Origin of the sequence: Paraburkholderia metrosideri (genome assembly GCF_904848625.1) — a bacterium.
GTDB classification, from domain to species: Bacteria; Pseudomonadota; Gammaproteobacteria; order Burkholderiales; family Burkholderiaceae; genus Paraburkholderia; species Paraburkholderia metrosideri.
This window is the reverse complement of the sequence record NZ_CAJHCP010000012.1, coordinates 180,078-202,908: the sequence shown is the minus strand read 5'-3', so window position 1 is coordinate 202,908 and position 22,831 is coordinate 180,078. Positions and strand designations below refer to the sequence as shown.

At 62.8% G+C, this 22,831-nt stretch carries 17 protein-coding genes; 11 read left to right on the top strand and 6 right to left on the bottom strand.

What is annotated here, in order from left to right:
• Window positions 1-76 precede the first annotated feature (76 nt).
• Together LMG28727_RS25770 and LMG28727_RS25765 are read right to left on the bottom strand one after the other, a co-directional pair.
• A complete protein-coding gene (locus LMG28727_RS25770; protein WP_236592344.1) occupies window positions 77-415 on the bottom strand; it encodes an HNH endonuclease in 339 nt (112 codons plus the stop codon).
• Window positions 416-451: 36 nt separating this feature from the next.
• On the bottom strand, window positions 452-1,558 hold the full coding sequence (locus tag LMG28727_RS25765; protein ID WP_201645180.1) for an AGE family epimerase/isomerase: 1,107 nt from the start codon (window positions 1,556-1,558) through the stop codon (window positions 452-454).
• A 262-nt stretch (window positions 1,559-1,820) separates the two neighbouring features.
• Between LMG28727_RS25765 and LMG28727_RS25760 the strand changes: the two genes are divergently transcribed.
• The 7 genes from LMG28727_RS25760 (at window position 1,821) to LMG28727_RS25725 (ending at window position 7,080) form a co-directional block, all read left to right on the top strand.
• Window positions 1,821-2,507 carry an MgtC/SapB family protein gene (locus tag LMG28727_RS25760; protein ID WP_201645122.1) on the top strand — a complete coding sequence of 229 codons (687 nt, stop codon included), beginning with the start codon at window positions 1,821-1,823 and terminating at the stop codon, window positions 2,505-2,507.
• Between the two features lie 129 nt (window positions 2,508-2,636).
• Window positions 2,637-3,605, top strand: a complete 969-nt coding sequence (locus tag LMG28727_RS34820; RefSeq protein WP_407945867.1) for a hypothetical protein — start codon at window positions 2,637-2,639, stop codon at window positions 3,603-3,605.
• A gap of 190 nt (window positions 3,606-3,795) precedes the next feature.
• Entirely contained in the window at window positions 3,796-3,954 is a 159-nt protein-coding gene (locus LMG28727_RS25745; RefSeq protein WP_171910253.1) for a hypothetical protein, read from the top strand.
• A 437-nt stretch (window positions 3,955-4,391) separates the two neighbouring features.
• Window positions 4,392-4,685: a hypothetical protein gene (locus LMG28727_RS25740; protein ID WP_201645121.1), complete on the top strand. Its 294-nt coding sequence runs from the start codon at window positions 4,392-4,394 to the stop codon at window positions 4,683-4,685.
• Between the two features lie 106 nt (window positions 4,686-4,791).
• Window positions 4,792-5,745, top strand: coding sequence for a 3-hydroxyacyl-CoA dehydrogenase family protein (locus LMG28727_RS25735; protein WP_201645120.1), 954 nt, complete (start codon window positions 4,792-4,794; stop codon window positions 5,743-5,745).
• Window positions 5,746-5,887: 142 nt separating this feature from the next.
• Complete coding sequence (locus LMG28727_RS25730) at window positions 5,888-6,499, top strand: flavin reductase family protein (RefSeq protein ID WP_201645119.1); 612 nt, start codon at window positions 5,888-5,890, stop codon at window positions 6,497-6,499.
• Between the two features lie 146 nt (window positions 6,500-6,645).
• Window positions 6,646-7,080 (top strand): cupin domain-containing protein, encoded by a 435-nt coding sequence (locus LMG28727_RS25725; protein ID WP_201645118.1) that lies wholly within the window; start codon window positions 6,646-6,648, stop codon window positions 7,078-7,080.
• Between the two features lie 93 nt (window positions 7,081-7,173).
• Here the strand turns inward: LMG28727_RS25725 and LMG28727_RS25720 are convergent, their stop codons facing one another.
• The gene (locus LMG28727_RS25720) at window positions 7,174-8,670 is read right to left on the bottom strand and encodes a polyhydroxyalkanoate depolymerase (protein WP_201645117.1); all 1,497 of its coding nucleotides are present in this window, start codon (window positions 8,668-8,670) and stop codon (window positions 7,174-7,176) included.
• Between the two features lie 218 nt (window positions 8,671-8,888).
• Here LMG28727_RS25720 and LMG28727_RS25715 point away from each other — a divergent pair, with 218 nt between their 5' ends.
• Window positions 8,889-9,551, top strand: a complete 663-nt coding sequence (locus LMG28727_RS25715; protein WP_201645116.1) for a glutathione S-transferase family protein — start codon at window positions 8,889-8,891, stop codon at window positions 9,549-9,551.
• 107 nt (window positions 9,552-9,658) lie between these two features.
• On the opposite strand, the gene LMG28727_RS25710 is transcribed toward LMG28727_RS25715, so the two are convergent.
• Window positions 9,659-11,644 carry a methyl-accepting chemotaxis protein gene (locus tag LMG28727_RS25710; RefSeq protein ID WP_201645115.1) on the bottom strand — a complete coding sequence of 662 codons (1,986 nt, stop codon included), beginning with the start codon at window positions 11,642-11,644 and terminating at the stop codon, window positions 9,659-9,661.
• Between the two features lie 588 nt (window positions 11,645-12,232).
• Here LMG28727_RS25710 and LMG28727_RS25705 point away from each other — a divergent pair.
• Window positions 12,233-13,414 (top strand): GNAT family N-acetyltransferase, encoded by a 1,182-nt coding sequence (locus tag LMG28727_RS25705; protein ID WP_201645114.1) that lies wholly within the window; start codon window positions 12,233-12,235, stop codon window positions 13,412-13,414.
• A 178-nt stretch (window positions 13,415-13,592) separates the two neighbouring features.
• Here LMG28727_RS25705 and LMG28727_RS25700 read toward each other — a convergent pair whose 3' ends face one another.
• On the bottom strand, window positions 13,593-16,202 hold the full coding sequence (locus tag LMG28727_RS25700; protein WP_201645113.1) for a heavy metal translocating P-type ATPase: 2,610 nt from the start codon (window positions 16,200-16,202) through the stop codon (window positions 13,593-13,595).
• 123 nt (window positions 16,203-16,325) lie between these two features.
• A complete protein-coding gene (locus LMG28727_RS25695) occupies window positions 16,326-17,006 on the bottom strand; it encodes an FMN-binding negative transcriptional regulator (protein WP_201645112.1) in 681 nt (226 codons plus the stop codon).
• Between the two features lie 349 nt (window positions 17,007-17,355).
• On the opposite strand from LMG28727_RS25695, the gene LMG28727_RS25690 reads away from it, so the two are divergent.
• A complete protein-coding gene (locus LMG28727_RS25690) occupies window positions 17,356-18,777 on the top strand; it encodes a DUF1254 domain-containing protein (protein ID WP_201645111.1) in 1,422 nt (473 codons plus the stop codon).
• 282 nt (window positions 18,778-19,059) lie between these two features.
• Window positions 19,060-22,821: a DUF748 domain-containing protein gene (locus tag LMG28727_RS25685; RefSeq protein ID WP_201645110.1), complete on the top strand. Its 3,762-nt coding sequence runs from the start codon at window positions 19,060-19,062 to the stop codon at window positions 22,819-22,821.
• Window positions 22,822-22,831: the final 10 nt, after the last annotated feature.

The following is a 22,831-nucleotide window of genomic DNA, read 5'->3' as shown; positions in this document are numbered from 1 at the left end:
GTGTTGCAGGATCGTGGCCGGCTCCCCGCCGGTCACGCGGTGAATCCGGCCTTCGGGTTCTTCAAGCTGCGTTGCCCTAGCCTTTTCTTGCACTGCGGCGGCTACGCTCATAAAAATTATTCGGCTTTGTGCGCACCCAGCGGACGAACGTGCGTACCGCCTCGTCGGTGAGTAACGCATCGACCGTCGAATACCGCTGTGCCAGTTCGGCTTCAGAAAACAGCGCGTGCAACTGACGATGACAAATGCGATGTAAGGCAGCGACTTCCTTACCGCCTTTTGTTTTCGGCACCCAATGATGCAGATCGCGTTGGCTCGTTGGGATCGGCCGGCCGCATAGCGGGCAGATTTCCTCTGCCGGCGGTGCTTGATACCAGGGTTCGGCGACTTTTCTGGCCATGACGAGGATACGCAAGTCCCGAGGCGCCGCCTGAGGGTCCGACTGCGTCGCTCAGCCCGGCAACGCGGCGTAAGCCGTCGCGAGATGGTATGGCGTAGTGGACGGCATATCGGCCCGCGCCACTTCACCTGCCGGTGTCTTGCACTCGAACCAGCCTTCCGGCCGCAAAAAACGCTGCCGGAACAACTCGATTTGCGTGGGCAATGTGGCAAGCACAGCGGGATCGCTATGACAGGCCAGCGCGCGGAGGTACTCCGTTTGGGCCCAGATCCGCTGGGTAGGGTCTTTGATGTTGCCGGTTTCGTCGAGTGCTGCGCACACGCCGCCAGTTTCCCGATCCACGCCGTTTTGCTGCGCGAAGCTGAACGCACGGCTGAGTGCTTCCGCGAGACCCGAGCCGTCGAACTGCGGCCCGGCCTGCTTGACCAGCCAGAACCATTCGAACTGATGCCCGGGCTCAAGACGGTTGTTGCTCGTGCCAATCGGCAATTCGGCGACGCAGCCGGTGGGCTCATGCACGAAATGATGCGCGACGGCGCCGGCCAGGCGCCGCAGCGCGGCGCCGAACACGTTGTCACGCGTGACTTCGCACGCGGCCAGCCACGCTTCGGTCAGATGCATCAGCGGATTCTGGATCGGCGTGCCGGTCACACTGCCGAAGTCCTCGGTCATGGCCGCATTGAACAGATCGCCCGACGCAGCAAAGTGCGACTGGATCAGTGCCGACGTGTTGTGCACGAGTTTCAGCGCGTCGCGATTGCCGGAACGTCGGCCGTATTCCGCGCACGCGAAAATGACGAACGCGTGCGTGTACAGGTCTTTGGTGGTGTCGAGCGGGGCGCCTTCCGCGTCCACGCTGTAGAACCATCCGCCATGCTGCGTGTCCTGAAATGTACGCGTTAGCGAATCGAACAGCGTCTGGGCGTGGTCTGCGTCGCCTGCTTGCGAAAACACGAACAGCTGGCGCGCGCAGGCCATCGCGCGATAACGCTCGACAGGCAGCGGCTGATGGTCGGCACCGATCGCCTCGTAGGGCAGCTTGAGCGACGTGTTGAAACCCGGTTCTCGCCACATGGGCAGCACGATGCCCGTAAAGTGATCGCGCAATGGGGTGGCGAGAGCGATCGTCGAAGCGGCGGAAGGGTTCATGCTCGGCATAGTTAGTTTGGTCAAACGCAATGATTCGAAGCGCCTGCGGCGTGGTCCGTAAGCTGGGCTGCCACGCAGCGCAGTTGCTAGCCAACATGCCGGCGAGCGCGGATGTTACCTGGTTGCCCGGACGGCGAGGTCTCCCTATGACAAACTTCGTCGCAATTCGCCCGGCGGCGTGCGGCTTAGCATAAAGCAAACGGGTCTCGCTGACACGTCATCACAGGTGTGAAAACTGCTTCCACAAGATTTACGACAAGGAGGAAAAGCAATGCTGGGAAATCTCGAACTCATCTCCCGTCTGGTGCTTGCCGCGGCGCTCGGCAGCGTCATCGGGTTTGAGCGGGAGCGGCTCTCATGGGCCGCAGGGTTACGCACACACATGCTGGTGTGCGTGGGTTCGACGCTCATCATGATCGTGTCGGCTTACGGTTTCGCCGAAGTGCTGACCAGCGACCATGTCGTGCTCGATCCTTCGCGGATGGCCGCCCAGGTCGTCTCCGGCATCGGCTTTCTCGGCGCGGGTTCGATCCTGCTGCGTGGCGAGATCGTCCGGGGGCTGACGACGGCGGCGAGTCTGTGGTCGGTTGCCGCTATCGGTCTTGCGGTGGGTGGAGGGCTGTACACGGCGTCGATCGCGGCGACCATCATCATTCTGATTATCCTGGCCGGTATCAAGCCGCTGGAGCGCCGCTTCATCACCGTCAGGCAACGGCGTCAGGTGAGGATGATCGTCGAGCGTGGCGCGATGACGTTTCACACGCTGCACGATGAGCTTGGCTCTGCGAGTCCGCGCGTCAAACAGTTTGTGATGCAGCAAAGTGACGACTCGCCTGAGTGCGACGAGGTGATGATCACGCTGCATCGGGTGTCGAATACCGAATATGAGGCAATCTGCTCGCGCCTGCGTCAACTGAACGGCGTCAGGGAGTTCCGACAGGACGATGTGGCGCCCTGAAAACGGAAAATCGTCGGTGAATGGCTTCGGCGAGCGGGGGCGGGCATGCGACAATGCGGACCCAAAAATTCCAACGCATTGACGAGCGTGCCCGGCGCCCGCTTCCCGGCGACGACCGCTTTCTTCTCTATGGCAGATTCCGTAGTAACCCGGCAGTCCAGGTCACCGCGTGGCGCTTCGACCAAACGTCGCCAGGCCACCGTCTCAACCGAAACTGAAAACCGACTGGCGCGCGCCGCGCGTCCAGCACGACGCTTTGCGCCACTGGGTGACGCAGCGCACGACGACTGTACCCTCGACCTGTTCCCCGACGATCCGACGCGCGCCACGCTGGAGTTGATGAATATCGACATCCGCCAGCGCACGCTGCATGGCTTTGAGTTGCCCGGCGTGGTGCTGGCCGCGGTCGGCGCGATAGATGGCGCCGTCGGCAGGTCGCTCGCCGCGAAGGCGGCGCGTCGCACGCCCCGCGCGGCAAGGATCGAGGAGCCGGTGCAGGTGAACGCTCAGTTGAGCGGGCTGGAAATTGTCGACGCGCCGGAGTCTGAATCAAGTTCCGTTGCCGTTTCGCGGGAAGCGGACATCGCCGAGGAGGTGAGCAAGCAGGACGATACTTCGGACGAGGCCCGCAGCGGCAAGCCGCCGTGCGTCCACGCTGCTACGCCTGATAGGCACGGTAAGGCTTCCGCCGTGCGCACCCTCTCGCAGTGCCATTCGCCCGCTTTACACTTTCAATGCTGCGGCGAGACCAGACCGGATACGCCAGCACATTGTCTGCGGGGAGCCAATATGTCGGCTAAGGACCACAAATTTTCAATCGAAGAACTGCTGTGTGCGCTTCTGCGCGACCGAGGGATACACGAAGGACACTGGGCGTTGAACGTTGAGTTTTCGGCCACCGGAGCGTCCGTCAAACCCGCTGACGACGCCGCGCGCACACTGCCGGGGCTGATCGTGTCGATGAACGCGGCAACGCTGGTGCCCGCGGACAGTTCCGCCGCTGGTGCGGTCGATGCCGCCATCGTCAATCCGCGCAAACGCACGCCGGCTGCGAAGTCATCACGAAATCGCAAGCCCGTTTCGCCCACGCTGCAATAAAGATTCCGCTTTGGTTCGGCTCCCTGAAAAAAGGGACGTTGTCATGGTGCAACGCACAATCGGTAAAAACCGGCGCGACATCCCACCGCATCAAAAAATTGCTGCATTGCACTAGCTTTTGCCTAGGGAAAACCCTATACTTCTTCTTAAGGGAAAACCCTAGCAATGCAGTAACCAACCGGGAGTCGCCATGAGCTTCATTTTTGCACTGTTCCAAAAGGTCAGCGACCTCTTTGCGTCGCCCCATCTGCCGCTGGATTCGGACTACTCGTTCGAGGCACGTAGCCGCGAATCGGAGCGCGTGCGCAAAGCACAAGCAACGTTGTTCGGCATCAAGCTGACCGACTAAGTAAGCCACGTAGCACCAGCCCAATCGCGGATCAACGCGTGTGGGCGCGCACGTTCGATGCGCATTGAACGATTGAGGCCACTGTTCGCGAAACGCGTACCGTGGCTTTTTGTTTTGGGCCGGCAGGATCAGCGTCGCCGTCTTCCGAAATATTTCTCTCCAGAAATGAATGTAACGGAGCCTGTCGTTCCGCCGACGTAATTTGCCTGCAATCTTCCGCGCAGGCCTTTGTTGGCAAGCAGGAAAGCCCGACTGGCGGCCTTTTCATCCGTCCCTTTCTCTGAAATGACCTCTTACAAGTGCTCACGTATTCGGGCGGTTTGGGCCATTAAAGTTGATCTCAAGCGTACGGCGTCTGGTTCGAACCCGATGTCGCAGATCCAGGGACGAACGAACACGGACGCTGGCTTCGATACAAACTTTGATGGGAGGTCACGATGAAAACCTTTAATAAGACGTCGCGTTCGATTATCGCCACGCTGCTCGCAGGCAGTGCTTTGCTCGCAGCAGGCAGTGCGCTCGCCCAGGAACGGGTGATTGTTGACAATGGTCCGGCAGGTTATGGCCAGCCGCACATGATGCCGGTGGGCATCTCGATCAACGTCGGCTGGCATGGCGACCGCTACTACGACGGCCATCGCTACTGGGCTCATGACGACTGGATGCGTCATCACCCGCACGACTACGATCCGCACCACCACGACGACCATCGTGGCCCGCACCGCGATTAATGCGTAACTGCGCCGCAACGTGCGGCGTGAAGTCTTCCAAAGCCGGTCCTTCCTCACGGAAGACCGGCTTTGTCACATTCGACGCGGCGAACAGGTGTGCTGCGCTATGCTTGAAAGCTTTCGGTATTGGAAGCGAGGAAGCGACGTGGACAAGGCAACAATCGGCGTGGTGGGTTCGGGGTTGATGGGCGTTGGGATCGCGACGCAAAGCGCGTTGCATGGGTACCGGACAATCGTTCACGATGTCGACCCCGCGCGTCTGGCGAGCGTCGCGCCCAAAGCGGAAGCGGTGCTGGACGAATTGATCGACTGTGGGCGCATTGACCTTGCGGCGAAAACGGCGGCGTTGGCCCGCATCGAAACGCATGCGCAGCTCGACGTGATGGCCTCCGCGAAATTCGTGATCGAGGCGATCCCCGAAGTGCTGGCGCTGAAGCATCGACTGTATGCGGCGCTGACGGAGCTGCTGGCCGACGACGCGATTCTCGCCAGCAACACCAGCGGTTTTCCGCCCGATCAACTGGCTGTGCCGCTGCGCGCGAAAGAGCGCTTTGTGATCGCGCATTTCTGGAATCCGCCGCACATGATTCCGCTGGTTGAAGTCGTACCCGGCACGGTGACTGCGCCGGAGGTCACGCAGCAAACCGCCACGTTGATGAGCGCGATCGGCATGGAGCCGGTGGTGCTTGAGAAGGCAATTCCGGGATTCGTCGGCAACCGGTTGCAATTTGCGGTGTTGCGCGAGGCGTTGAACATCGTCCGCTCCGGAGCGGCCACGCCGGACGAGGTCGATCGGGTGATGAAGGCGTCGCTTGGGCGCCGCTGGAGCATCGTCGGACCGCTGGAAGGCGCGGACATGGGTGGACTGGATACTTTTCTCGACATCTCATCGCATCTGATGCCCGAGCTTGCTAAAGACGAAGACGTGCTGGATCTTCTGCGTGAACGGGTGAATGCGGGACAGGTTGGCGTGCGTAGCGGCGCAGGCTTTTACGAATGGGACGACGCCCATCTCGCACAGGTTAGGGAAGGACGCAAACGCCTGATCAGCCGCGGCTGACGCGGGACAAAACAGGTCCGACGCCGCGCATGGTGAAGCTTCGCTTCTCCGCGCGGCAACGTGTGAAGCCGTTAGCAGACACCCTCACGCTGCGGTATAAATAGCTGTCCCGCTCATCCGCCAATTCAATCCACGCACGCACATGTCCCATTACTTCTATGACCCCGCTGCCGGCCACGGTCTCCCGCACGATCCGTTCAAAGCTATCGTCGCACCGCGTCTGATCGGCTGGATTTCGTCACGCGACACCGAAGGCACGTTGAACCTCGCGCCCTACAGTTTCTTCGGTGCGTTCGCCACGTATCCGGCGATCATCGGTTTTTGCAGCGAAGGCCGTAAAGACAGCGTGTCCAACATCGAAGCCACCGGCGAATTCGTCTGGAATCTCGCCACGAAGCCGCTCGCCGAGCAGATGAACCGCTCGTCGGCGCCGGTCGCACCGCACGTCGACGAATTCGAACTCGCCGGGCTGACGGCCGCACCCGGCCGCAATGTGTCGGTGCCTCACGTCGCGGAATCGCCGGCAGCGCTCGAATGCAAATTGCTGCAAGTGGTGCGTTTGCATACGCTCGACGGCACGCCGATGGATAACTACCTGTCGCTGGGTCAGGTCGTCGGCGTGCATATCAACGAGGCCTATCTGAAAGACGGGCTGTTCGACACGCACGCTGCGCAGCCGATCATGCGGGCGGGCTATCGCGCCGACTATGCGGAAATTGGCGACATGTTCCAGATGTTTCGCCCATCCGCATAAATCCCGCAGCATGGCGAACCGATCGCGCCGACCCGTGGGGAGAATGCGACGCCGCAACAGCGTCGTTCACTGGCCCGCTTGATGCTTGCAACCGACGCTCCAACGCGTCGTTTTCAACAGCCGGCTCACTTTCCAGGAGCGCGATCATGTCCACCGAACTTGCCACGCAATTCAGCCACGTCCGCCCGCAAGACACGTCCTACGTGGATCAAGGCCTGCGGGACTTCTTTCTCTACCGTGATCTGGGCATCGCGCAGGCGACCGGCGGCAAGGTCCTCGCGCAACTCGTCAAGGCGAATCACGCACCAGAGCAAGGCACCGGCTGGCACCGTCATGAGGCCGACTTCCACATTGTGATCATGCTGAAGGGCTGGGCGCGCTTCATGTATGGCGACAAGGAAACGCTCGTCGCCGCTGGCGATTGTGTGCATCAGGCGCCCGGCATCGTTCACTACCTGTTCGATTACTCACCGGATATGGAGTACATCGAAATCGTGTCGCCGGCCGATTTCAAATCGATCGATGCCGAAGGCCCATGCGAAGTGCCAGGTGTCACGCCGTGGAAGAGCGTCGCCGCTTGACGCGGACGTAGAGCGGCGCGGCTCGACATGCGATCAAGCCTGTTCAGCGAGCGCGGCGCGAATCCGCCCCGCGTTCGTTGAAGTCGAGCGAGCTCATTGCGCCGCTGGTGGCCTTCTGCGCGAAGCTCGGGTTGTTTTGTGCCGGGTTGTCGCGGTAGCGGTGCCGCTGCCGTTGCCGTCGCCGCTGGATTCAACCCCGGCGGCGCCATTCTTCGATCCAGCCGCGCTTGACGACGTTTCCACCACCACCTCGACCACCGCAGCAGCGGCCGGCGCCGCAGGCGCAACCTCGGCAGCGACAGCCACCGGCATGGACACCGGCTGTATCGTCCGGGCTCGCGAACTGACCAGCACGGCGCGTGGTTCGTTGTCGTAAATCACGGCGCGTACGCGCGGATAGATCTGCCGTTCCCAACGTCGTCCGTTGAACACGCCGTAGTGCCCGACACCGGTTTGCACGTGATGCGTCTTCAGATAAGGCCGGAGCTTGTCGCACATATCCTGCGCGGCGAGCGTCTGTCCGACTGCGCAGATGTCGTCTTTCTCGCCTTCGACGGTCAGCAACGCGGTGCGCCTTATTTTCGATGGCTCGACGAGATGCCCTTCCACTTCGAGCTCATGCAGCGGCAGCGCGTGCCGCTGAAAAACCGTATCGACAGTTTCGAGGTAGAAGTCGGCGGTCAGATCCATCGTCGCGAAATATTCTTCGTAGAACGTGTGAATCGTGTCGGCTTTCGCGGGATCGCCCTTGGCGCGCTCGTAGTACATCGTCTCGAACGAATCGATGTGGCGGTTCAGATTCATCGCCATGAACGCGGTCAATTGCACGAAGCCCGGATACACCCGCCGATGCGCACCCGCAAAGCCGAATGGCACCGCGCTGATCAGATTCCGCTCGAACCACTCGAGCGGTTTGCTCTTCGCCAGTTCATTGACGCGTGTCGGATTGATCCGGGTATCGAGCGGCCCGGCCATCAGCGTCATGCTGGCAGGTTGCGCGGGATGATCTTCGGCGGCCATCAGTGCGACGGCGGCCAGCGCGGCCACGGTCGGCTGACACACCGCCAGCAGGTGCGCGCCGGGCCCGATCTTCTCCGTGAAGTCGATCACGTGCTGCACGAATTCGTTGAAGCCGAAGCGGCCCTGACTGAGCGGCACATCGCGCGGGTTGTGCCAGTCGGTGATGTACACGTCGTGTTCGGCGAGCATCGTGCGCACGGTACCGCGCAGCAGCGTGGCGAAGTGGCCGGACATCGGCGCGATGACGAGTACGCGCGGTTGCGGCGTGGACGGCGCGGTCGTTTTACGGAAATGCAACAGCGAACAGAACGGCGTATGCGCGGCGATCTCTTCGACAATCGCCACCGGCTTGCCCTCGCTCACCACGCTATCGATACCGAACGGCGGCCGCACGGGCGTCAGCCCGGCCAGCGTCAATAACTCGCAGGACGCACGGATTGAGCGTCCATGCGGCGTGTCGGCCAACGCGGGCCACGCATCGAGCGAATGATTCATCAGCGCCGCGCTGTGCCGCAGCGGCAGCATCATATCGGCGAACGCCTGAAAGGCGGGGTATGCGAACAGGTTCATAACCTTCGCACGAGTGCAGGAAAGGAAGGAGCCCAAACATAGGCAAGTCATGTGCCAAGCATGCATACGCACTGATACAGCGTTCCTGCACGTTGGCATAGCATTTGCGCGCGTCAGTCGAACGGGCCGGAATTGCCGCGCTTTGGTGCGTTCGCGCACGGCAGCGTGCATGGCGGCTGTCAGGCGTCAGCCGAACGCCTCATCTGGAGGAGAAACGTATGGCGAATAACACGCACACCACGCTCACGATCAGCAGCAAGAATTATTCGTCCTGGTCGCTGCGCGGCTGGCTGTTGACGAAGTTCAGCGGTCTGCCTTTCGACGAAATCGTGATGCCGATCGATGACCCCGCCGCACGCGCCGAATTGCTGCTGCTGTCGCCGTCGATTCTGGTGCCGTGCCTCGTTCACGATGACATCAAGATCTGGGACACCTTGGCGATCGCGGAATATCTGAACGAATTGAAGCCGGAGGCGGCGCTATTGCCGACAGACATTCGCGCACGAGCGCATTGCCGGTCGATCTGCGGCGAGATGCACTCGGGCTTCGGTTCGCTGCGCTCGGCGTTGCCGATGAATCTGAAGGCGCACTTTCCGGGCTTCAAGGTATGGGCGCGCGCGCAATCCGATATCGACCGGATCGTGGCGATCTGGGGGGATTGTCTGAAGCAGTACGGCGGCCCGTTCCTGTTCGGCGAACGGACGGCGGCGGACGCGATGTACGCGCCGGTGGTGACGCGTTTCGTCACCTACGATGTGAAGCTCGATCCGGAGATCGTCGAATACGGACAGCGGATCATGGCGTTGCCCGAGATGCAGGAATGGATCGCCGACGCGCAGCAGGAAGCGGAGGAGATCGACGAACTGGATGTCGAGTTCTGACATGACCCACGCGGACCAATAAACAGAGCGGCAACTTCACAGCCGGTGGTGGCACGCCCGGTTTCACCGCGCCATCACCGCCCTGCACGACTGCACGACTGCACGAATCAACCGCGCTCGTTGCCGAGCTTGAACACGCGGACGACCTGCGCGAGACGCGCCGCCTGGTCGCGCAATTCAGCCGCCGCGAGTTCTGCTTCACCGACCATCGTCGCGTTTTGCTGAGTGGCCTCGCCGATCTGCGTGACCGCGAGGTTGATCTGCTCGATGCCGCCCGATTGCTCGCGTGACGCGACATTGATCTCGCCCATGATCGCGCGCACCTGACCGACCTGCTCGACGATGCCCTGCATGGTCGAGCGGGCATGTTCGGCAATCTTGAAGCCGCTTTCGACGGTTGCCGTCGACGTCGCGATCAGGCTCTCGATCTCCTTCACCGCCGCCGCGCTGCGCTGCGCCAGCGCGCGCACTTCCGATGCCACCACCGCAAAGCCCTTGCCATGCTCGCCCGCGCGGGCGGCTTCGACGGCGGCATTCAGCGCGAGGATGTTGGTCTGGAAGGCGATCCCTTCAATCACCGTGGTGATCTCGGCGATCTTCTGCGACGAACGGCTGATCTCGCCCATCGTCGACACCACGCGCTCAACCGCATGGCCGCCTTCGAGCGCGGCGTCGGCGGCGCGGGTGACGAGCGTGTTGGCCTGGGTCGCGTTGTCTGCGTTCTGTTGCACGGTCGACGTGATCTGCTCCATACTCGCCGCCGTTTCCTCCAGGCTGCTCGCCTGGGTGGCGATTCGCGCGGCGATGTGGCCGCTGCCGGCGGCGATCTTTTCCGTCCCGTGCGACATATCCGCCGATGCGTTGCGCACTTGCGAAACGATGCGCGCCAAGCCCTCGCCGATGCCGTCGATCGATTGCATCAGACGGCCGATTTCATCGGTGTGCGCACTGCCGCCCGCGTTGCGGCCCTGAGCCACGCGCACGGACAGATCGCCCGCCGCAAAGCGCTCGGACGCGTTGACGGCTTCATCGAGCGGACGGCTGACGAGACGCCGAACCGCAATCAGGAACAGGACCGCAAAGACGCCGACCAGCGCGAATCCCAGCAGCAGGAACTGATTGCGCGTCTTGACGACGTCGGCCAGCACTTCGTCGCGCGGCGCGATGCCGCCTACCAGCCATTGCCATTCCGGCACGGTGACGAACGACACGAACTTGTCGCGCGAGTCGGTCTCGTTAAGCGTGGCATCGGCGGAACGGTAGTCGAGCTCGCCCTGCTTCATATCGAGCATCTGCTGATACGGCGCGTTCGCGTCATCCGCCTTCTGGCCCGCTGCAGCCGGGTGGACGATCAGCTTGCCGCGGTCCGCCCCCTTCGACGCGTCCACGACGAAGTAGTAACCGCTATCGCCGATCTTCAGATTGCGGATGCCGTCTTCGACCGATTGAATCTCTTTGTCGACATTCACGCCGACGAACAGCGCACCGATGACGTGGCCGCCCGCGTCGGTAATCGGCCGATATTGCGTAATCAAACGTTTGCCAAACAGCGCGGCAAGTCCTGTGTAGGAGCGGTTCGCCAGCAGCCGCGCGTAAGCCGGTGCATGGCGGTCGAGCAGCGTGCCGATTGCGCGGGTGCCGTCCTGTTTTTTCAGCGATGTGGTCACGCGTACAAAATCGTCACCATTGCGTGCGAACACCGTGGCCACCGCGCCGCTGCGTTCGAGAAACTGGTCGGGGATCGTGAAGTCCAGGTTGAGGACTTTGTCGCCGGCCTTGATGGTGGGCGTCGCGACCCCGCCGATGTCGACTTTCTGCGTGTCGTCGAGCGTGTAATCGGTGGGCAGGAAGCTCGCGAACAGCGACATCGAGCGGTCCACTTCTGCCGATAACGCCTTGTCGAAGAGCGTGATCATGGCGGCGATCGAGCGGTCCTTTTCGGCGATCTGTTCAAGCACCTGATCGCGGACCTGGTTGCCGGCGGAACGGGTGAGCGCCCACGTGAAGGTGGCGAAGATCAATGCCATCAGCACGCACGAAAGGATGGCGAGCCTGGCGCCAACGCTGGCGCGGCGCAGAGAGAGAAAATCCATTGGCAATCGCGGAATAAAGAGGGACTGGCGGAGATGCGGGCCATGGTGTGCATGGCGGGCGTCGGTGACTGGTTAACGGCTGTGTCGGCGGTTGGCTTTAGCGGCCTGAAAGCGGGTAGCCATCGGCGCGGGGTTCTGGCGGGTGGAATGTTTGGCGAGGGTGTCTACTTTTGCTATCGCGACCGCGTTCGCGATTTCCACTGCGGCTCGGACTGCGCGTGTGTGATTTCACGCGCGGCGTACCCGGCGGGTCCCCGCCTGCTTGCCGCGTGCGCGACGATAACGCGCTCCAGACGGCGTTCTGCCACGCTTAGGACCGGCTTGGTCAACCAGTCGAGGCTGACGACATTTTGCGTGCCGTTTTGCGGGAAGGCCTCGTCGCTTCCCAGTAAGGCTTGGCGGGGAAATGGCGTACGTTTTCGTCCGAATCCTGAGAGCGCCTCCGGAGGAACCCGTCACTGTGCGTCACCGCACAGTGCATGCCCGACCGACATTGCATGCTCGATTCCGCCGCAACGCATGCCGTGCCGGACCGCATAAGACGTGCCCGTCCCGCCACGGCAAACCTGACCCGCCCGGGGAAGCGATATGACAGACACTGCATCACGATTCGAGATCGTCAGCGACGAAGCCGGATTCCGCGCTTTGCAGTCCGACTGGGACGCACTCTGGTTGCGGGCGCACGGGTTCTACCACCAGTCGTTCAGTTTCTGCTGGCTGTCCTGGCAGGAGGTCGCCAAACCGCAAGGCAGGCAACTGCGCTGCATCGTCAGCCGCGATGCTGACGGGCGTCTCGCGATGGTCTGGCCGCTCATCAGCTATAAGCGGCTGCTATGGACTTACATCGTGCCGCTCAGCCCGGTCGGCTACGACTATTCGAGCGTCCTGGTCGAAGACGGCCCTGCGGCGCCGGAGCTGATCGACGGCGCGTGGGACGCGGCGCGCCAGCGTTGCGGCGCGGACTTCGTGCACATGCCTTGCATGAAAGAAGATGGCGACTTGTACCGCCTCGTGTCGAAGGAGACGCGCGTCGTATTCTCGGAGTCCAATACGTGGGTCGTCGCGAGGCTTCGCGATGAAACCTCGTGGGAACAGTACTGCAGCACGCTCGGCACATTGTTCGGCAAGAAGCCGGGGGCGGCTGAACGGCGCTTCGCCAAGGAAGGGCGGCTCGCCGTACGAATGGTGGACGCGAGCGCTCGCGACGAGGCCGCGTCGGTGATCGACTGGATGCTCGAATGCAAACGCGGTTGGGGCGAACGGGTCGGCAAGCAGGGCGAATGGCTGAACTCAGCCAGTTTCCGCAATTTTCTGGTGCACCTGGTCAGTTCGACCGACGTGCCACCGGTCGGGCGGCTGATTGTTGTCAGCCTGAACGAGGCGCCGGTGGCCGCAGCAATTCTGGGCGTGGGCGATCTGTGCGCGAGCGCGATCATTTCGGGCTTCGACGCACGGTATGGCAAGTTCTGTGTAGGGTCGATCGCGTGGGAGCACGCCGTCAAATGGTCGTTCGAGCAACGCTACGATCTCGACTTCGGCGTGGGCGGCGAACGGTTCAAGGCGTTCTGGGGACGCGGGAACATCGCGACGGCATGGACCATTCAGACGGTCAATAGCGAATGGGGCATGCTGGCGGTGCGCGGAAAGCGGCTGGCGCGCGAGCTGATCGGGCGGATCCGGCGACGCGGCCGCGGCTTACCTATTGCGGCGCCAGCGGGTGAGGCGATCGGCGGCGAGCCTGAACTGGCCCAGCGGGACGGCGCTGCATAACTTCTGTAAGCGAGGTCCAAACCCACGTTACCCGCGAGTTGTCGAATGGCGCGGCGCAAGGTGATCGCCGTTCGGGCCATCGCGGTCACTGAACGGCTTTCTCAACGTGTCGAGGCTGAGGAGAAAAGGCGGCAGGAAAGCGCATCGTCAGAACGCGTTGAACGGATTTCGGGCGACATCAGTCGGCCCGCAGCTCCGCATCGGGTTCAACAGGCAGCCGCCGCGCCGCACGCGCGGACGGTCGATGCGCACCACGCCAGGTGCGCAGCAGCAACGCATTCGTCACGACGCTGACGCTCGAAAACGCCATCGCCGCGCCGGCCAGCATCGGATTCAGCAAGCCGAATGCGGCAAGCGGAATGCCAATCAGGTTGTAGACAAACGCCCAGAACAGGTTCTGCTGGATCTTGCGCCAGGTCTTGCGGGAAATATCGATGGCGTCCGCCACCAGCGCCGGATCGCCGCGCATCAGCGTAATGCCCGCTGCGTGCATCGCGACATCGGTGCCCGTTGCCATCGCGATGCCGATGTCGGCGGCGGCAAGCGCAGGCGCATCGTTAATGCCATCACCCGCCATCGCAACGATGCCGGCACAGCGGATTTTCAGATCGCGGATGACGCGCGCTTTATCGTCGGGCAGCACTTCGGCGTGGAATTCGTCGATGCCGAGCGCTTTCGCGACGCTCGCCGCGCTGCCGTGGTTGTCGCCGGTGATGAGCACGCTCTTGATGCCCATTTGCGCGAGCCGCTCAATGGCTGCACGTGCGGTGGGTTTCACCGTGTCGCCGAAAGCGATTAGCGCAAGTGCGGCGGGCTTCCCCGGGCTGCGCTGCATCAGCCAGGAGACGGTGTTGCCCGCGGCTTCGAGTTCGCGCGCACGTGCGCTGAATTCGGAGGGGAGTGCGATATCGAGTTCGTTGAGCCAGCGCGTGCTGCCGAGCGCGAGGGTGCGGCCATTGACGTCCGCTTCGACGCCTCGGCCCGCTACGGCGCGGGTGGCCGAGGTGTTTGGCGCGGGAGAGTGCGGGGCGGCGTCGGCGGCGGGCTGTCTGGCTTCATAGGCTTTAACCACCGCCCGCGCCAACGGATGATCGCTGTGCCGTTGCACTGCCGCAGCCAACCCGAGCGCCTCGTCGCGGCCCATATCGCCAATCGGCTCGAATGCCGTTACCGACGGTTGGCCGAGCGTCAGCGTGCCGGTTTTGTCGAACGCGACGATGTTCACCCGATGCGCCGTTTCCAGCGCCTCGGCGTCCTTGATCAGCACGCCGTGCCGGGCCGCCACGCCGGTGCCGGCCATGATGGCGGCCGGCGTCGCAAGGCCGAGCGCGCATGGGCAGGCGATCACCAGCACCGCGACCGCGTTCAGAATCGCGGTCTCGCCACCCGCTCCGGCGATCAGCCAGCCAACGAGGGTCAGCGCGGCAAGCGCCAGAATCGCCGGCACGAAGATTTCGCTGACGCGATCCACCAGCCGCTGGATCGGCGCTTTCTCCGCCTGCGCGCTTTCGACCAGGCGGATGATCCGCGCGAGGGTCGTCTCCGCGCCGATGGCCGAGGTCGTGACGGCGATCGCTCCCTCGCCATTGATCGAGCCGGCCGTGACCGCGTCCGCCGGCTGCTTCGGCACGGGCAGACTTTCACCGGTGATCAGCGATTCGTCGATATGCGTGCGGCCTTCGAGCACCGCGCCGTCGACCGGCACGCGCTCGCCGGGCCGCACGATCACCACCGTGCCGACGCGCACTTGCGCCAGCGGCACATCGCGCTCGTCGTTACCGATGCGAATCCGCGCGCGATCGGGACGCAGCGCGTTGAGCGCGCGGATGGCGTCGGTCGTCTGACGCTTGGCGCGCGCTTCGAGCCACTTGCCGAAGCGCACCAGCGTAATCACGACCGCCGATGCCTCGAAATACAGATGCATCATGTCGCCCGGATGGCCCAGCAGTTCATAGACACTGATGCCATAGGCGGCCGACGTGCCAAGCGCTACCAGCAGGTCCATGTTGCCCGCTCCTGCGCGGACCGCCCGGTAGGCCGCGCGGTAAAAGCGCGCGCCGAAGACGAACTGCACGATCGACGCGAGCGCGAATTGCACCCAGGGCGGCAGCATCGCGTGAACCCCTAGCCATTCGCCGACCATCGGCGCGACCAGCGGCAAGGTCAGGACCGCACACACCAGTACCGCGACCAGGTCACGGCGGGCCTCGTAGCGTTTGCGTTCGGCGGGGGTGGCCGCGGCTTGAGCGCCGGTATCGGCGGACGGCTTGGCGTCAGGCGGCGCAATGCGGGTTGCTTCGTAGCCTGCTTTGTTGACGGCGGCGATCAGCGCGGCGGTGTCCGCAGTCGAATCGCTCAGCGTGACGGTGGCGGTCTCGGTCGCCAGATTCACCGATGCGCTTCCGACCCCCGGGACTTTCGCCAATGCCTTTTCGACGCGTGTCGCGCAGGACGCGCAGGTCATGCCGCCAATCGCCAGTTCTGCGGTGTGCGAGGTATCGACGGGTGCGGGGTCGACTTTTAACGGGAACGTGGCTTCATATCCCGCTTTGCGCACCGCATTGGCGAGTGTTTCGGGATCGATGGCGACGTCGCTTTCCACGCGCGCCCGCTCCGTGGCGAGATTGACCGACGCGCGCGTGACGCCCGGCACCTTGGCCAGCGCTTTCTCCACCCGCATCGCGCATGACGCACAGGTCATCCCGCCGATATCCAGTTCCGCGGCACGGGCAGGGTTTTGACGGATGTCAGCGCCGGCGGGGCGCTGCGAGGGGGCAAGTTCGGTCATGGTAGTAAGGCTCGCGACGGCATCAGGCCGTGTCGTGAATCCAGTATCGACCTTCCCATGACGGGAAGGTCAAGGACGGATTAGGTGGCAAGCCCCGACAAGCCTGTCAACGAATGCCTCACCTCAAAACGCGGGGGGCGCATCCAGCATCGCCTGCCCCACGGCCTGCTGTTCATCGGTGGAACGGCCCAGCAAAGTCTCCGCCGCCCCACGCCGGTCAGCCGCTTCCTTGTTTTGCCCCAGCTTCCACTTGCCGACCAGTCGCGTCACTTCGATCTCGATCCCGACAATCGCCCCGAGCATCTGCTTGATGAAGTCGGCAGGCGCGTCGCCCATTTTCCACGGCACCGCTTCGCCGGCTTCCATCTTGCGGGTGAGTCTCGCGACAAGGCCGCGCACAAACGACTCGTCGTCGCGCACGACGATCCGGCCATGCGTATGCACGACCATGTAGTTATAGGTAGGCACCTGCCGATGCGTGTCGTGTTTGCTTGGATACCACGTCGGCGAAATGTAGGCGGCGGGTCCCTGAAAGATCACGAGCGCGTCAGGATTCGTCGCGGCTTCCTGCCAGATGGGGTTCGCGCGGGCAACGTGCGCCCGAAGAATCAGGCGGCTTTGAGTCGAATCCGTGGCCGCCGCCGCCGCATCGTTGCCCGTGGCGACCACCTCCGCCTCGAACGGCAAATGGTTCGCATCGAGCCCGTTCGGCCCGTTCGTGATCAACGCGCCGAACGACTGCTCGGCGATCAGGCGGTGGAGAACCTCTGGACGGTTCTCTTCGAAATGGGCGGGCATGTACATGAAGCGCTCCGGAGACGAAAACGTAGGTGACGAAAAAATGAAAAGAAAAGCAAAAATAAAAGGCGAAAAAAAGCGGCGGGAGGCCAGTCCGTAAAAACGCCCCGCGACGCGCAAGCCAGCATAACTGCCGAGAAAACCATCAACCGTATCGCAAATGGCGCACCCAGCCACGTTATCCGGCGCATTTCTTGCCTTTGCGCTTGCCTGGTTAGCAAGGATACGATACAACCCGATGTTGTCGGCATTGCGATCCGCAGACAGGCTGCGCTGGGCTTTGGGAGACCACGCAAACACGTATCGCTGCGCGCCGGCTTCTCCCATAGGACCGCTCGTTCCGCTACACCAACGAATGATAAAAAATCGCCGAGAACCGTTTTCGTTTCACTGGACCTGCGCATCGCTCGCAGGCCTCGCATTTCTGGCCGGTTGCGTGTCGTCGAGCCCGTCCGCGACACCAAATACCACTGGCTGGATCAAAGACGAAGTCGCCGATTCGTACGTGTTCGGCTATCCGCTGGTGCTGATGGGCGTCGCGCGCGACGCGGCGGTCGGCACCGACCCTGGCCAGGCGCCAATCAACACGCTGCGTCACGCGCAGGCGCTGCCGCCGATCGGCGCGGCGAATCCGACGCGGCCGGGTCTCGACACGCTAGATTCCACGGGCTGGCTCGACGTCAGCGAGGAACCGGTGATCCTGTCGCTGCCCGATTCGCATGGCCGCTATGTGGACGCCCGCGTGCTCGACATGTGGACCAACGTGGTGTGGTCGACCAGCTCGCAGTTTGCCACCCGGGCGGCGGGCATCAAGGCTCAGGGCATTGCGTTCGTCGGACCGGGCTGGAAGGGCGATCTGCCGAAAAACGTCACGCGCGTCGATGTGCCGACCCGCAACGCATGGGTGAGCGTGCGCATCCAGTCGAACGGCACGCGCGATCTGACGGCGGTGCGCAAACTGCAGCGCGCGATTCGGGTTGTACCGTTGAGCGTCTACGTCGGCGATACGCATGCGGCGCAGATTGCGCCGTCGCGCAGCAATGCCGCCGACACCGCAGCGGCGACCGGCACGACGCCGGCCGCGCAAGTCGCCGCACTCGACGCGAACGGTTTCTTCAGCCGCCTCGCCGACGCGTTGTCCGACAATCCGCCGACGCCGGCCGATCCCCATGCGCTGAAAATTCTGTCGGATTTCGGCGTGACGCCCGGCGAGCCGGTAAAACTGCCGAACGCGACCGCCGTCGTCAACGCGGGTCTCGCGGACGGCCACGAGCGCGTTGCGACACCGCCTTCCAACGTGCTGAGCGCCAACGGCTGGAGCTGGTTCGGCGACGGCGTGGGCAACTACGGTCCCGACTATGCATTGCGCGCTTACGCGGCGAGTGCGCAACCAGGCATCGGCACGAAGGACGACGAAGTACGCGCGGTCGTCACCCAGGATAGCGATGGACATGCGCTGAATGGCGCAAACCGCTACGTGATCCACTTCGCGCCGAACGAGTTGCCGCCGGTACGCGGCTTCTGGTCGATCACCGCGTACACGAAAGACGGCGCATTGGGCGAGAGCGCGCCCGCGCGTCTGGCCGTCGGCGATCGTAGCGGCGCGCGCCGCAATCGCGACGGTTCGCTCGATGTGACGGTGTCGTCCACGCGCAGCAAGAGTGGCAATTGGCTGCCCGCGCCGCGCAGCGATCTGCAACTGGTGCTGCGTCTGTATGCGCCGAAGCCGCAGGCGACCGACGGTAGCTGGCAACCGCCCGCGGTGGTGCGCCAGTAAGGTCCGTCAACCGGATGCGTCGGTGAACTGAATCACCGGCGCACCTCGCGCAAAAATTGCGTCCTGCGAAGTACGTCACTGAGATGACAGGACGCTGTCAGTGATACATCAAATCGTCGTGGATCCGTTGCCTCGCAGCGACGAATCCACGACTCCGTCACGCGGACGAATGTAAATCCGCGCGCGACATTTCTATCCCCCATCAGATTCACGTCTTATACTGCCGCTTGCGGGATTTTCGTTTTCGCGGCGGGCTTGCCGCCGCATTACCCAAAACCGAGCATGGCAAGCCTTAATAAAGCATCACTAGCATCTTCCATGCAGACCGTGCGCGAGGTTGCGCAGTCACGTCGCACGCGGCGCGTCCTGATAGGTCTGCTGATCTTCATCGTATTGTTCGGTCTGCTGGGCTTTTTCGCGGCACCACCGCTGATTCGCCACATCGCCGCGCAACAACTCAGTAAGCAACTCGACCGGCCCACCAGCATCGGCCGTATCGCGCTCAATCCTTATACGCTCAGGTTCGAAGCCGATAACGTGCATATCGGCGATCGCGGCGGCGCGGGTGATTTCATCGATATCTCGCGGCTGATCGTGAAGCCGTCGTGGAGTTCGCTGTTTCGCGGTGCGCCGATTGTCGACGAGGTGCAGATCGATTCGCCGCGCTTTCATATCGTTCGTTACGACGCGCAACGTTTCAACTTCACCGACCTGATCGAGAAGTTCTCGAAGCAGCCGGCCAAGCCCGATAGCAAGCCAACGCTTTTCTCGGTGTCGAACATCCGCCTTGAAAACGGCCAGATTACGTTCGACGACAAGCTGCTCGCCGCAACACATGTGATCGATCAATGGAAGCTCGGCATTCCGTTTATCGCGACGCTGCCATCGAAGACCGATATCTTTGTCGAGCCGCTGCTGCGTGCGCGGATCGACGGCAGTCCGCTTGCTATCGACGGTAGAACCAAGCCGTTTGCAGCATCGCGCGAGTCGGAAGTGTCGCTGCGTTTCGACGGACTCGATGTGCCGCGGCTGATGTCGTACGCACCGACCACGCTGCCGGTGGTGGTGCAGTCCGGCAAGCTGTCCACCGATCTCAAGCTCAACTTCGTGATGTCGAATGACGCCCCTGCATTGCGCGTCGCGGGTACCGTCGATCTGAACGACGTGGATGTGCAGGACCGCAGCAAGGCGCCGTTCTTCGCCGCTCGCGCAGTGCATGTGGCGGCGGCGACGCTCGAGCCGCTGAAGAGCGTCTATCACTTCGACGAAATCCGTATCGATGCACCGAGCGCCAGTCTCGCGCGCGATAAAGACGGCGTGCTGAGCGTTGAGCGGATGTTTGCGCCGGCGCCTGAAGCGGCGCCGCAAGCCGCGAGCGCACCCGCTGCGGCTTCGGGTGCTGGTGCGGGTGCGAATGCCAAAGCCAACGCCAACGCAACCGAAGCAAAAGCCGCCCCGCCGCTGGACCTGTCGATCAAGCGCTTCGCGCTCAACGACGGCACGATCAAGGTTCACGACTCCGCAGCGTCGCGCCCTGTCGACCTCGGTTTGCAAAAGCTGGCGGTCACGCTCACCGATTTTTCGACGCTCGCCAGCACGCCCGCGCACTACACGCTGAACACGGAGCTGAGCGATGGCGGTTCACTCGGCGCGGACGGCGCAATTGGTCTGGCGGCGAAAACGGCTAGCGCGAAGCTCGAAGTGAAGTCGTTGAAGTTGCCGTTCCTGCAGCCCTATATCGACACCGCCACGGCCGCGCAAGTGACTGACGGCACGCTGTCCGCGACCACCCATGTCGACGCGAACTGGTCAAAGTCGCCGGCCGCGGTGATGGTCGCCGATACGCAACTGGACCTGCAATCGCTGAAGCTGGCCGCTCGCGACAGCAAGGCGCCGGTGGTGTCGCTCGCGCAGGGTCAGGTCACGGTCAAGCAGGTAGACGTGGCGGCGCGTACCGCAGATGTCACCAGCGTCGACACGACCGGTCTCATGGTGGATGCGCAGCGTCTGAAAGACGGCAGTATCAACCTGACGTCGCTCGCCGGGCCGCACGAAGCCGCGCAGCAGCGCACCGCGATCCACGCGGTGAAGAAGTCGCAGGAACAGGGGCCGGCCTGGCATTACAAGGTTGGCGAGCTGAACCTGAAAGACGCCACCGTTGATTTCACCGACAACACCACGCCGCATCCGGTCAAGCTGAACATTGCACCGCTGCAACTGAAGGTGCAACAGATCAGCGACGACCTCAGCCGTCCGCTGCCGGTCGATCTGCAAGCCACGCTGAACAGGAAAGGCACGCTCGGCGTGAAGGGCGACGTCACCGCGACGCCGCTCAAGGTGGCCGTCAAGGTGAACGCGAACCGGTTGGACGCGGCGGCGTTCGAACCGTACTTCGGCAGCGAGCTGAATGCGGTGATCGCGAGTGCGCTCCTCAATGCAAACGGCGATCTCGCGCTGACTCAGGCGAAGTCGTTGAAGGCGAGTTATCACGGCGACATGGCGCTCGTCGATGTGCGCATGCTTGACAAGGCGACCTCGGACCCGTTCGCGGGATGGGGCTCGCTCGCGTTGTCCAACCTCAAGGCGGATTACGACGAGCACGGCACGGTCGTGGACGCTGGCCGTGTCACCTTCACAAAATTTTACGGGAGCGTGCTGCTCGACGCGCAAGGCAAGCTGAATCTGAAGGATGTCGTTGCGCATCAAAGCGGCGCTCCGCAATCGCTGACGCGAACCAAAGGCGGCACTGAACCCGTACCGTTGACACCGCCGGCGGCATCGGCCGCCGTGGTTGCGTCCGCGCCCGCTGCCGCTTCGTCGGCTACGGTTACTGCGGCGACGCCGCCGCAAAGCCCGGTCAGGATGCACTTTGGGCAACTGGTGCTGCAACAGGGCCGTGTGACGTACACGGACAACTTCATCAAGCCGAATTACAGCGCGGACCTGGTCAGCATCCAGGGCACGGTGGGCGCGTTCGGCACGCAGTCCACCACGCCTGCGCCAGTCGATATCGCCGCGAAACTGGCGGCGAACGGTCCGCTGTCGATTCGCGGCACGATCAATCCGCTGATCGCCAAGCCGGCGCTCGATCTGACCGCGAGCGCGCACGATATCGAACTGACCAACCTCACGCCGTATTCGACGAAATATGCCGGCTACCCGATCACCAAGGGCAAGCTGAATGTCGATCTGCACTACAAGCTCGATAACGATCAACTGAATGCGGACAACCATCTGTTTATCGACCAGCTCACCTTCGGCGATCATATCGACAACGACACGGCGACCAAGCTGCCCGTGCGTCTCGCCATCTCGCTGCTAAAGAACTCGCGCGGCGAAATCGACGTCAATCTGCCGGTATCGGGTTCGTTGTCGAATCCCGAGTTCAGCGTGGGCGGCTTGATCTGGCATGCGGTGCTCAATCTGCTGGAGAAGGCGGTGACCGCGCCGTTCACACTGATCGCGCACGCCTTTGGCGGCAGTGGCGAGGAATTGGGTTACGTCGAATTCGACGCGGGGTCCGCGAAACTGACGGATGCCGACAACCAGAAACTTGACACGATCGTGAAGGCGCTCGCCGATAAAACCTCGGTGAAGATGGATCTGACCGGACGCGTCGACCCGGCTGTCGACGAACCGGCGCTACGCACCCTCTATGTCGATAGCCTTGTCAAACAGCAGAAGATCAAGGACGTGGTGGGCAATGGCGAAAGCGTGGACCCGTCGACCGTGACGATCGATCCGAAAGATTACGACAAGTACCTCACCAGAGCCTACAAGTCCGCCGACTTCAAGAAGCCGCGTAACTTCGTCGGCCTGACGAAGAGTGTGCCGGATGACGACATGAAGGCCGCGCTTGCCGCCAATGCACCGATCAACGACACGAGTTTGCGCGAACTCGCGCAACAGCGGGCGCAGAGCGTGCAGCAATATCTGGACGGAAAGATCGACAGCAGCCGGATATTTATTGTCGCGCCGAAGCTGAATGCCGATGGCATCAAGGATAAAGGCGCAACCACGCGCGTCGATTTCGGCTTGAAGTAATGGCGAGTTG